Annotated in this window: 1 protein-coding gene; it reads right to left on the bottom strand. The window is 71.2% G+C overall.

Going from position 1 to position 13,893, the window contains the following annotated elements; genetic code table 11:
* Nucleotides 1-6: 6 nt before the first annotated feature.
* Complete coding sequence (locus tag AC3B6C_RS00925) at nucleotides 7-13,818, bottom strand: amino acid adenylation domain-containing protein (protein WP_488374602.1); 13,812 nt, start codon at nucleotides 13,816-13,818, stop codon at nucleotides 7-9.
* Between the last annotated feature and the right edge of the window lie 75 nt (nucleotides 13,819-13,893).

A 13,893-nucleotide genomic window follows, 5' to 3' on the forward strand; every position in this document is an offset into this window, starting at 1 on the left:
ATCCCCTCATTCCGGTCCCCGACCGTCCGTGGCGTCGATCCGCGACAGCTGGGCGTCGAGAGTCGGCCCGATGACCGCCAGCGCGTCGGCGTTCGCCATCCCGAGGTGGTGTGTGGCGACGTCGACGTTGTCGATCGCACCGGTCACGAACGGCCGCCAGGCACCGGCCAGCAGGGACGGGTCGTCCTTGTCCTCCGTGGCCGTGAAGACGTGCATGTCGCCCGCGAAGACGTCCGGCCGGTAGTCGAGGACCACCTGGGTGGAGGAATCGAAGCTGTCCATGATGCGCTCCACCTGATCCTCCGCCAGCAGACCCATGCCGGAGATCTGCTGCCGGATGATGGCGGTGACCTCCTCGGAGGTGGACGCCTGCACGTCGTCGCCGAGATCGAAGAGATCCCGCCAGCCGCCCAGGACGTCCGCCACCGTCGACGCGTCGGGCTCGATGGTCTCGGCGACGGTGGACCCCGGTGCGGCGCCGGACTCGGCGACCCTCCCGGACGCGTCCTCGTCGGTCGACGGACGCTCGTGACCGACGATCACGGGCTCGTCTTCCGGCCGCGAGTCCATGATCCCCAGGTAGGCGACGCTCTCACCGAGTTCGACGAGGTGGGTGGCCATGGCGTGCGCGATGACACCGCCGACGGACCAGCCGAGCAGGTGGTACGGGCCGCTCGGCTGGACGCGGCGGATCTCCTCGACGTAGCGCCGGGCCAGTGCCCGCGCGTCGGTCACGCTCGGTTCTCCGGTCACCACGTGCGGGTCCTGCAGCCCGTAGATCGGCCGATCCCGGAGGTGGGGTGCGAGCCCACCATAGAACCAGGCGAGGCCGCCGGCGGGGTGCACACAGAACAGCGGCGGCCGCGATCCCTCGCCGCGGAGGGTGATCACGACGTCGCTGCTCACCGAGTTGCCGTCGGCCAGTCGTCGGGCCAGACCATGCACGGTCGGGTCGTTGAACAGCCACGCGAGCTCGATGTCGAAGCCGTTGTGGTCGCGCAGCGCGGCCGCGACGCGAGTGGCCGACAGGGAATTGCCGCCGAGGTCGAAGAAGCTGTCGGTGGCCCCGACCCGCTCGACGCCGAGGATCTCGGCATAGGCGTCGGCGATCGCCTGCTCGACCGGGGTGGCCGGCGCGACGAACTCGACGGTGGCCACCTCGGGTGCGGGCAGCGCCGCGCGGTCGAGCTTGCCGACCGGGGTCAGCGGGAACTCGTCGAGCACCGTGATCGACGCGGGCACCATGTGCGCGGGGAGCTGCGCGGCCAGCAGGTCCCGCAGAGCGTCCACCTGGACGCCGTCACCGACGACATAGGCGGCCAGGCTCGACGCCACCGAACTCGGTGTCCCCGTCGCCCCGACGCCGACGACGACCGCCGAACGCACCTCGGGCGCCGACCGCAGCACCGCCTCGATCTCGCCGAGCTCGATGCGGAGTCCGCGGAGCTTCACCTGGTCGTCGCTCCGACCGGAGTACTCGAGCGTGAGTGCGCCCGAGCGCGACTCACGCCACCGCACGACGTCGCCGGTCCGGTACATCCGGCGTCCGGACCCCGCGTACGGACTGGCGACGAATCGCGAGGCGGTCAGGTCGGGCTTGTCGAGGTAGCCGCGCGAGAGGGCGGGTCCGAGGACGTAGAGTTCCCCGGCCACGCCGACCGGCACCGGTCGCAGGTGTGCGTCGAGCACCAGGAACTCGACGCCGGGCAGCGGGCCGCCGAGGCGGACCGGGTCGCCCGGTGTCGCCGCCTCGCCGACCGCGATCATGATCGTCGTCTCGGTCGGGCCGTAGCCGTTGTGGATGCGGGTGTGCGATGACCACTCGTCCATCACCGACTGCGGAACCGCCTCGCCGCCCGCGGACACCGCCTGCAGGCTCGGCAGCGCAGCCGGGTCGAGCGTGGACAGCACCGACGGGGTGAGGAAGGTCGTGGCGACTTCGTGTCGCTGCATGAACTCCTGCAGCTCCGCACCGCCGACCGCCGTCGACGGGCGGTAGACGAGCGTCCCACCGTTGATCGTCGCGAGCAGGTATTCGAGCACGGAGGCGTCGAAACTCGGGGACGCGAATCCCAGGACGACCGCCCCGTCTTCGGTGCCCATCGCCCGCGACTTCGCGACGGCGAAATTCCGCAGTCCCGAGTGCGACACCGCGACGCCCTTGGGGCGACCTGTCGACCCCGAGGTGTAGATGACGTAGGCGACGTTGTCGATGCGGACCGGACCGGCCGGCTCCACCGTGACGTCCGGGGTGGCGTCGAGTTCGGCCAGCACCGAGGCGTCGTCGAGCCGGGTCCACTCGAAGCCCTCGTCCGGCAGCGCCCCGACGCCGGCGACCGACAGACCCATCCGGGCGCCGGAGTCCTCCACCATCGTCGCCACCCGTTCGGCGGGGTAATCCGGATCGATCGGGACGTAACCTCCGCCGGTCTTGGCGACCGCCCAGATCGCGACCAGAAGGTCGACGGACCGGGGAATCGCCAGTGCCACCAGCGTTTCCGGACCGACCCCACGGCCGATCAGCCAGCGCGCCAGGCGGTTGGACCGGGCGTGCAGCGCGGAGTACGACAACGTCGCGCCGGTGGCGTCGACCACCGCGGTACGACGCCGGTACCGCGTACCGGCCTCGGTGAACAGCTCGCCGAGCAACACGGCGTCGGCCGCCTCGCCACCGTGCACCGGCACCAGGGACTCGGCCTCCCCCGGCAGCAGGATCGGCGCCGCGGCCACCGGAGCGGTCGGGGTCGCCGTGAGCGCGTCGAGCAGGTTGACGAACCGGGCCGTCAACCCGGCGGCAGTCGAGTCCGCGAACAGGTCGGTGGCGTATTGCAGTGCACCCGACCAACTCTCGCCCGATCCGGCCTTCGCGACCGAGAACAGCAGATCGACCTTCGCCGGCACTTCGCCCGCATCGAGGGCGGTGACCGAGATGTCGCCGAGATCGGCCGACAGCGCCTGTCCGGCGAGCTCGGGCACCACGCTGCGATCCAGGGTGAGCCACACCTGCGTGAGCGGGGCGAAGGCCTCGGAACGGACCGGGTTGAGCCGGTCCACGAGGGTCTCGAACGGAAGGTCGGCGTGCGCGAAGGCGTCGAGGTCGACGCGGCGGACGCGACCGAGTACGTCGGCGAACGTGTCGGCCCCCGAGTGTGCGGTCCGGAGGACGAGGGTGTTCACGAACATTCCGACGAGCGGGTCGAGCACCGCGGCACCCCGGCCGGCGATCGGCGTGCCGATCGCCACGTCGTCGGTCCCCGACAGGTCGGCGAGCAGGATCGCCAGCACCGCGTGCAGCACCATGAACGGGGTGACCCCGAACTCGTCGGCGATGGTGTCGATCCGCGCGGTGACGTCCGCCGGGATCGTGAAGGGCCCGCGTGCGCCGCGCTGCGAGGCGACCGCGGGACGAGGCCGGTCGGTCGGCAGTTCGAGCAGGTCCGGCATGCCGGCCAGTTGTGCGGCCCAGTAGTCCAACTGGGCGCCCATCACCGACTCCGCGTCGTCGACGTCGCCGAGGGCGCGGCGCTGCCAGATGGCGTAGTCGGCGTACTGGACGGGCAGCGGCTCGAACCGCGGCGGCGCCCCGGCGGCCCGCGCCAGGTAGGCGGTGGTGAGGTCGGAGACGAGCGGACCCAGGGATTCACCGTCGGAGGCCACGTGGTGCAGGACCACCGCGAGGATGTACTCCGTTGTCCCGGACTCGGTTCCGGCCTCGATCAACCGGGTCCGCACCGGCCAGTCGACGGTCAGGTCGAACCCGCCGGTGACCGCGGAGAGTACGACCTCACCCCCGTCGCGACCGTCGGCAGCCGGTACGAACTCGTGGTCGAGCCGACCCGCGATGTCGGCGACCGGGGCGATCGACTGGACCGGCCGGCCACCGGCCTCGGGGTAGGTGGTGCGGAGGATGTCGTGACGCGCGACGACGTCGGCGATCGCCGCGCCGAGTGCCGCGGGATCAAGGGCGCCGGTCAGACGCATCACGGCCGGGATGTTGTAGGCCGCCAGCGTCGGGTCGAACCGGTTGATGAACCACATCCGCTGTTGGGCGTACGACAACGGAATCCGGTCGGGACGCGGGCTCACCGCGACGATCGGCGGGAGTCCGCCGGTACGGTCGCCGAGGCGTTCGGCCAGCAGTCGCGGCGTCGGCGCCTCGAAGACGTCACGCACCGTCACGTCGGCACCGAGGGCGTCACCGATGCGGGCGGCCGCCCGCATCGCCGACAGCGAGTTGCCGCCGATCTCGAAGAAGTTCGTGGTGGCGCCGACGTTCTCCTCCGACATCGACAGCAGTTCGGCGAAGACCGCCGCCACTGCCGTCTCCCGCGCACCGACGAGCGGCACGATCGCGGCGGCGTCGACGGTCGGCGCGGGCAGCTGCTGTCGCACGACCTTGCCCGCGCTGCTGAGCGGCATCTCGTCCAGCAGCATCCACATCCCGGGCCGCATGAACTCCGGAAGCGCTTGCGCCACCGAGTGTTTGACCGTGTCGAGGTCCACCGAGGCCGGCGTCAGGTAGGCCACCAGCTGCTGGCCGGCCGGAGTCTCGACGACGGCGGCCGCGGCGTACACGACCCCCGGCGCCGAGGTGAGCGCCGACTCGATCTCGCCGAGCTCGATCCGCTGGCCGCGCAGCTTCACCTGGAAGTCGGTGCGGCCCTGGTATTCCAGCTCGCCGTCGGCCCACCAGCGGACCAGGTCACCGGTCCGGTACAGGCGAGAACCCGGCTCGCCGTACGGGTTCGGCACGAAGCGTTCGGCGGTGAGAGCGGGCCGCGAGGTGTATCCACGTGCCAGCTGGATGCCGCCGAGGTACAGCTCGCCGGTGAATCCCGGTGCCACCGGCCGCAACCGGTGGTCGAGGACCAACGCCGTGGTGTTCGCGACGGGTCGCCCGATGGAGACCGAGTCACCCGACACCCGTGCGACGGTCGCGTAGATCGTCGCCTCGGTCGGCCCGTACTGGTTGTGGATCGGGGCATGCGGGATCAGCTCCCGCACGGTCTCGGCCACGCTCTGCGGGAGCGCCTCGCCACCCGTGTGCAGGAAACGCAGCCGTGAGAGCCCCCGCAGCTGTTCGGGATCGGCGACCTCGGTCAGTACCGCGAGCATCGAGGGCACCAGCGTCGCCGACGTCACGCCGAAGTCGGCGAGATACCGCAGTACGGCGACCGGATCCCGGTGCGCACCCGGCTCCATGACCACGAGACGGCCTCCGGACAGCAGCGGGCGCAGGATCTCGCCGACCGACGGATCGAAGGTCAGCTCCAACACCTGCAGGAACACGTCGTCGGGCCCGAAATCGTAGGCGCCGCGGTCGTAGTCGAGGTGTGCGCGCAGCGTCTCGTGGCTCACCGTGACGCCCTTGGGCCGACCGGTCGAGCCCGAGGTGAAGATGGTGTAGGCCGGATTCGCCCCGTCGACCGCCGAGGCGCGTTCGGCGGAGCCGAAGAGCAGTGCCGACCCGTCCGTGTCGTCGTCGACGGTCACCACGGGCACACCGGGGTCGAGCGCCTCGATACCCACCGGGGTCTGTCCCGGACCGATCAGGACCGCCGCGACACCGGCGGTACGCGCCAGGTAGTCGATGCGGTCGGCCGGTGCGGCGGGGTCCATCGGCACGAACTGCCCACCGGCGACGAGGATCGCGTGGACGGCGACGATCATCTCCACCGACCGCGGGATGCAGACCCCGACCGCGACCTCCGGGCCGACCCCGAGACCGACCAGCCGCCGGGCGAGAACGCTCACCCGGCTTCCCAATTCGGCGTAGGTCGACTCCCCTGCCGGACCCACCACCGCGATCGCATCGGGTGACGCGGCGACGCGCTCGAGGAGGAGATCGGCGACATGCGAACCGGCCGGACTCAGTTCCGGGCCGGTCGACCAGGTGTCGAGGCGGGCCTCGTCGTCCGCCGACATCGGCGGGATGTCGGCGATACGCGTCTGCGCATCGTCGGCGATCGTCCGCAGGATCCGCACGAGGGACCGCGCGAAGACGGCGACCTGGTCGTCGGCGAAAGCGTCGGGCAGGTAGGTCAGTCGGACCGCGATACCCGATGCGGTCGGTGAGGTCGCCAGGTTGAGGGGATAGTGCGTGGCGTCGGAGACCTCGACGTCCCGGATCGACAGCCCCACCGCGGCGCTGGCGGCGCCGTCGGCCAGGGAGTCGTTGTCCACGGGATAGGACTCGTGCACGGTCAGGGTGTCGAACAGCTGCGGACGCCCGACGGCGGTGAGGATCTCGGGCAGGCCGATGTGCTGATGATCGAGGACGGCGGTCTTGTCCGACTGCAGCCGGCCGAGGACCTCCGCGATCGTGGCGTCCGGATCGACGTCGACGACGGCGGGCAGGGTGTTGATGAACAGGCCGACCATCGACTCGACGCCGTCGAGCCCGGCGGGACGCCCGGAGACGGTCTCGCCGAAGGTGACCACCCGATTGTCGGTGAGCCGGGACAGCAGTACCGCCCACGCGAGCTGGAGTGCCGTGGCCATGGTCGACCCCGACTGCCGCGCCGTGCGCTCGAGCCCCGAGACCAGCTCGGGTTCGAGGACCCAGCGGTGCTCGCGCGGCAGATGCGCTGCCGCGGTGTCGTTTCCGTCGTCCTCGACGGAGGCAGCGGTGAGGCCGGGGGCGACCAGGGTGGGCTCGTCGACCGGCTCGAGGATCCGTGTCCACGCGGCGAGACCGGCGTCGAGATCGGCATCGGCGATGCGCGCGAGGTAGTCCGCGAAGTCGGTGCGCTCGCCGGTTCCCCGACCGGTGAAGGGGCTGCCGGTGGCGTACAACGCGAGCAGGTCGGCCAGCACGAGCGGACCCGACCAGCCGTCGAAGAGGATGTGGTGGTTGGTGATGACCACGCTGGTCCCCTGCGCGTGCCGCACGACCACCGCACGCAACAGCGGCGGATCGGCGAGGTCGAACGGCTCGGTCCGCTCGCTCGCCGAGACTTCGTGGACGGCGGCCCGGAGACCTTCGGCGTCGGTGGCGGGCACGTCGATCACGCGCCAGCGCAACGGCACCGTTTCGGGCACGACGGTCACCACGTGCCCGCTGGGCACGCGCACGAAGCCCGACTTCAGGGCGCGGTGGTGATCGAGCAGTGCGACCACGGCGGTTCGCAGCCGCTCGAGGTCGACGTCCCCGTCGAGGTGCAGGACCGCTTGGGTCACATACACATCGAGCTGGTCGGTACCGGCGAGTTGCGACTGGAAGTAGAGTCCGCGCTGCAGTGGCGACAGGGCCCAGACCGCAGCGCCGGGGAATCGCTCCGCCACCGTGTCGAGGTCGTGCTGCGTCACCTCGGCACCCGGGACATCCGCCGGTGAGAGACCGACGTCGACGCCGTCGGCGACGAGGCGGACGACGTCGGCGAGTTCGGCCGTCCACCGTTGCGCGATGTCGCCGACGTCTGCCGGCGACAGGATCGCCGCGGGGAACTGCAGATCCGCGGAGAGCACTCGCCCGGCCGGGGACGCGCCGGTGCTCGCGTTGACCGTCAGCACGCTCATCGCGGCCACCCCGTCGGACACGGTGGCGGGCAGGAACGGTGCGTCGGGTGCGGGCAGGAACGGCGTGCCGGGCGCTGCGGCCACGTCGGGCGTCGTCGGCGACTCGCTCCGTCCGGTCGTGCCGCGGGTTCCGAGGTAGTTGAACGCGATCGTCGGCAGCGGACGCGAATGCAGTTGTGCGGCCGCATCATCGGTGGTGTCATCGCCGGCGGCGTACCGCAGGAGGCCATAGCCGATGCCGGAGTCGGGCATGCCGAGGCGTTCTTCCTTGGCCGCCTTGACCGCGTGGACGACGTCGTCGGCGGGATCGATGGCGAGCGGGGCGAGCGAGGTGAACCAGCCGACCGTGCGCGACAGGTCCGCGCGACGCGGCTCGGGGCCGGCCAGCAGGACGTCCTCGTATCGGCCGTGCCCCTCGGTGAGCACGGTGACGGGTGCGGTGTCGGCGATACCGCGATCGCGCTGCCAGGAGCGGACCGCGCGGGCCAGCGTGGCGAGCAGGACGTCGACCACCGACGACGAGAATGCTTCGGGCACGGTCGTGGTCAACGGATCGACGATCGCCGGATCGACGCGGTGGACGATCGAGGTCAGGGTGCCGTACCGATCGCGGTCGGGCTCGAGCGCCGCACCGAAGTCGGTGGGGGCGACCGGCGAGCGGTCCAGCCAGTACCCGGCTTCGGCCCGGCGGGCGCCGAGCTGCGAGGTGAGGGCCCGTTGCCAGGCACGTTGCGAGGTCTCCTCGGCACGCACCGCCACCGGTTGCCCGGCGGTCAGTTGCGCGTGGACGGTGAGCAGATCCTCGATCAGGATCGGCCACGACACCGCGTCGACGCCGAGGTGGTGGAGTACGAGCACGATTCGTGCGGGTCGGCTCGACTCCGCGTGGTCGGAGTCCGCGGGTGCGGCGCCGGTGACGATCGTGGCGGCGACGAGTCGCCCGGCGGCCGGGTCGAGGCGCCGGGCCGCCTCGGCATGCGCCTCGACCAGTGCCTCGGCGAACCCGGGCTCGCCGGCGGCCGCGCCGGTGGTGGACGCGACGATCGAGGCGTCGGCGTCGAACGGCGTTCCGGCGGTGAGGATCCAGGTGTCACCGACGGACTCCAGGCGTGCACCGAGCATCGGATGTGCGGCCACGACCGCCCCGAGCACCTCGCCGAGATGCTCGACGGTGAGTCCCGGGGGCGCGGTGAGCACCATCGACTGGTTGAAGTCGGCGAAGTCGGCCGGTGTCCGCGCGGCGTCGACGAGCCAGGAGACGATCGGCGGGAGGTCGACCCGTCCAGCGGGTTCCCCGGCGGGCTCGGCCAGCATCGGGGCGCGGTCCCCGCCCGCCGACGCCACACGCGCCATCGCGCGGATGGTCTTCTGTTCGAAGATCCCTCGAGGCGACAGAGGCAATCCGGCCGCCTTCGCGGCGGAGGCCAGCTGGATGGACATGATCGAGTCGCCGCCGAGCGCGAAGAAGGACTCGGTCACCGAGACGGTGTCGAGGCCCAGCAGTCCCGCGACGATCGCGGCGAGGGTCTCCTCGGCGGTCGTCGCCGGTGCGACGTACCCGTCGGCGGGTGTGGTGAACTCGGGCACCGGCAGCGCGCGCCGGTCGAGCTTGCCGCCCGGGGTCACGGGCAGCTCGTCGAGCACCATCGCGGAGTGCGGGATCATGTGTCCGGCAAGGCGGTCCGACGCCCCGGCGAGGACCGCGTCGGCATCGAGGCGCCCGTCGCCCGCGGTGTCGTCGCCCACGAGATAGGCGACGAGACGTGTGCGCCCGTGTTCGTCGTCGACGCCGGTCACGACGACCGAGCCGACGCCCGGCTGATCGCCGAGAACGGACTCGATCTCGCCGAGTTCGACTCGCTGCCCGTTGATCTTGACCTGATGATCGGCGCGCCCGGCGAACTCGATCTCGCCGGCCGCGGTGATCCGCACCAGGTCGCCGGTTGCGTACATCCGCCGGCCCGGCTCGCGGGCGAACGGGTCGGCCACGAAGGACGATGCGGTGAGGCCGGGCCGGCCGAAGTAACCGCGCGCGAGCGAGTCGCCGGTCGACAGGTAGAGCTCACCCACCACACCCTGTGGGACCGGATGCAGACGGCCGTCGAGGACATAGGCGGCGAAGCCGCGGACCGGTCGCCCGATGGTCACCGGCGCGCCGGGCTCGGATCGTCCGGTGGTCGCCCAGACGGTGGCCTCCGACGGCCCGTAGAAGTTGAACATCCGGCGCGTGGATTCCGGTGTGACCCACCGTGCTATCAGCTCGGGCGGGCATGCCTCGCCCCCGGTGACGAGGTTCCGGACGAAGCGGCCCCGCCGCGGGTCGACGGTCGCCAGCACGGTGGGGGTGATGAGGGTGTCGGTGACCCGGTCACGTTCGAGGATGCGCCCGAGTGCGTCGCCGGCGTATTCCGAGGCAGGTGCGACGACGAGGGTGTGCCCGACCGCGATCGACCACATCATCTCCAGCACCGACGCGTCGAAGCTCGGTGAGGCGACGTGGAGGACACGGGTGTCGGGGGCCTGCGCGGGTGTCCCGGTGACCTCGGTCAGCGCGGCGACGAAATTCGCGATGCCGCGGTGGGGCACGCCGACGGCCTTCGGGCGGCCGGTGGAGCCGGAGGTGTAGACGAGGTAGGCCAGGTCGTCGAGTCGCACCGGCCCGCGACGTTCGGCGTCGGTGACGGGTCCGCCCGGGACGGCCGGGTCGTCGAGCGAGGCGAGTTCGAGCCATTCGCAGGATGATTCGCCCAGCCGGCTCCGCGTCGACGCGTCGGTGAGACCGAGCCGGACACCGGAATCGGACACCATGAACGCGATGCGATCGCTCGGGTAGGCGGGGTCGATCGGCACGTAGGCGGCACCCGCCTTGATCACACCGAACACCGCGACCACCGATCCGATGGATCGCTCGAGTCCGACGGCCACCACGTCACCGGGGCCGACTCCACGCGAGATCAGCTGTCGCGCCAGACGATTGGTACGCTCCTCGAACTCCGCGTAGGAGACCTCCGCACCGTCGTGGACCAGCGCCGGGCGGTGGGGGTCGAGGTCCCGCCGCGAGAGGAGCTCGGTGAGGGTCAGCGGTTCGGTCACCCCGCCGTCCGCGGCGGGCACGGCCTCGCCGACGGAGTTCCGGCTCGGTGCGCTGAGCGTGGCGGCGTCGATGCCGACGATGTCGATGTCACCGACGGGCAGCGCGGGACCGGTCGCCATCGCGGCGATCACCTGCAGCCAGACCTCGGTGAAGCGGCGGATGGTCGCGGCGTCGAACAACGAGGTGGCATACAGGAAGTCGGCCCTCATCGGCGACGATCCGGTGCGTTCGGACACCGAGACCGTGAGGTCGAACTTGGCGATCGGTGAGGCGACCCCGAGCGGCTCGGCGTTCAGACCCGACAGCTCCACCCGGTCGATCTCCTCCGGCCGTCCGCCGGCGGCGACGAGGGTGTAGGCGATCTGCACCAGCGGCGGGTAGGCCGTGGACCGCTCCGGCGCGAGTTCCTCGATCAGATCGTCGAACTGCACGTCCGCGTGCGCGAAGGCGTCCAGGTCTGCGGCGCGGATCGTGGCGATGAGATCGTCCGTCGTCGACGCCGGGTCGACGGCCGTGCGCAGCACGAGGGTGTTGACGAACATGCCGACGAGGTCGTGGAGCGCGGCGTCGGGACGGCCCGCGATCGGGGTACCGATCACGACGTCCCGGGTCGAGGCGAGCCGGGCGACGGTGACGGCGAGCGCGGCGTGCAGAACCATGAAGAGCGTGACGTCGCGGCTGCGCGCGAGGTCGTCCAGGGCGGTGGCGAGTGCGTCGTCCACGGTCACCGACTCGACCGCCGCCGCGGTGTCGAGGACGGCCGGTCGCGGGCGATCCATCGGCAGATCGGTCACCGCGGGGAGGTCCGCGAGGACGGTACGCCAGTGTGCGAGCTGACGACCCATCGGCGTGCCCGGATCGTCGGCGGCGCCGAGGTATTCGCGTTGCCACAGGGCGAAGTCCGCGTACTGGACCGCGGGCGCGGCGACCGCTGGCGCGCCGTTCGTACGGTGCAGGTACGCGCCCAGCAGGTCGCGCACGAACACCGGGGTCGACTCGCCGTCGAAGGCGATGTGGTGCACGGTGACCACCACGTCCACCACGGTCTCGTCCCGACGCAGGTACCGGACCCGGAGCGGCGGGTCGGTGGCGACGTCGAAGCCGGTCGTCGCCGAGACGAACAGGTCCTCTTCGGTGTCCGCCGCCCGCCAGTCGAGGCGTGCGCGGGCCGTGTCGGGATCGGTGACGAGCTGGATCGGGCCGTGCTCGTCACTGGGATAGGTGGTGCGCAGGATCTCGTGGTTGGCGACCACGTCACCGACCGCGGCCTCGAGCGCGTCGAGATCGAGGGTTCCGGTCAGACGCAACGCCATCGGGATGTTGTAGGCGGGAGAGGCGGTGTCGAACTGGTTGATGAACCACATCCGACTCTGCGCCGTCGACAACGGCAGCCGCGCGGGTCGCGGCATGGCGGCGACGCGCGGGACGCTCCGCCCGCGCCCGGACACCAGGCCGGCCAGATCCCGCACCGACGGGGCGTCGAACAGGTCGCCCACCGACACGTCGACGTCGAGCAGGTCGGCCACGCGCGCCGCCACCCGGGCCGCGGACAGCGAGTTGCCGCCGAGGTCGAAGAACGACTGCGTCACGCTGACGCGGTCGACGCCGAGCACATCGGCGACGATGGCCGCGATCGAGGTCTCGGCGTCGGACTCGGGCGCCGCGAACTCCTCGACCGTGAGTTCGGGCACCGGCAGCTGCCGGCGGGCGACCTTGCCCGCGCTGTTCAGCGGCAGATGCTCCATCGTCATCCACACCGTGGGCCGCATGTAGGCCGGCAGCGCCTGCGCGACAACCGTTTTCACCGCGTCGACGTCGACCGATGCGGGCGAGACATAGGCGACGAGATGGGATTGTCCGGAGACCTTCGCCACGGTGGCGGCCGCATGCAGGACGCCCGGCGCCGACATGAGGACGGACTCGACCTCCCCCAGCTCGAGTCGCTGTCCGCGCAGTTTCACCTGGAAGTCCGTACGGCCCAGGTACTCCAGCTGCCCGCGCGCATTCCAGCGCACAAGGTCGCCGGTGCGGTACAGACGCTCTCCGGGTTCGCCGAAACCGTCGGCGCTTCCCGCCGCATCACCGCGTGCGGGAGCCGCGAAGGGGCTGGCGACGAAACGTTCGGCGGTCAGCGCGGGTTGTGAGGCGTAGCCGCGCGCGAGCTGCACTCCCCCGAGGTACAGCTCGCCGGGCACGCCCGAGGGCACGAGCTGCAGCCGCGAGTCGAGGACGAAGGTCGTGGTGCTCGGGACCGGGACGCCGATCGGCACCGACGTCTCCCCCGCCCGCACCTGATGGGCGGTCACGTCCACGGCCGCCTCGGTGGGGCCGTACAGGTTGTGGACCTCGTTGTGCGGCAACGCCGCCACCAGCGCCTGCGCCACCGGGGCGGTCAGCGCCTCACCGGAGGTGAACGTCAACCGCAGGGACGACAGATCGCTCACGCGGTCGCCGAGTACGTCCAGGAAGACCGACAGCATCGACGGCACGAAGTGGATGACCGACACCTTCTCGGCCGTGATCACCTCCGCCAGATATCGCGGATCACCGTGACGTTCGGGTTCGGCCACCACCAGGGTGGCCCCGACCGCGAACGGCAGGAACAGCTCCCACACCGACACGTCGAACGTCACCGGCGTCTTCTGCACGAAGACATCGGAATCCTTGATCGAGTACCAGTCCCGCATCCATTCCAGGCGATTCACGATCGCCGAATGCGACACGGTGACACCCTTCGGCCGACCGGTCGACCCCGAGGTGAACAGCGTGTAGGCGGCGTCGGCGGACTGTAGTGGCGCGCGACGTTCGTCGTCGGTCACCGGTGGGGTGGCGAGGTCGATCTCGGTGGTCGTGTCGACCACGACCGCGGTGACATCGGCCGGCAACTCGACGGCCGAGTCGGCGGTGACGAGGGCCAACCGTGCGCCCGCGGTCTCGAGCATGTACCGGGTGCGGTCGTGCGGCGCGTCGATGTCGAGCGGCACATAGTGACCGCCGGCGGCGACGACGCCGTGAACGGCGACGAGCAGCTCGACCGAACGCGGGATGGCGACCGCCACGGCGACGTCGGGTCCGACACCGATCGAGATCAGATGACGTGCCAGTGAGTCGACCCGCGCCCCGAACTCGGCGTAGCTGACGCGACGCGAACCGAACACGATGGCCGGTACGTCGGACCTCGTCGCCACATGCACCACATCGGTCACCGTTGGGCCTCCATCTCGCCTCGTCGCCTGCCGTCTCGTCCTGCGTTCCCCATTCCCCCCGAGTGTTCTGTTCGG

It is taken from the genome of Gordonia sp. 11cp, from assembly GCF_057767225.1.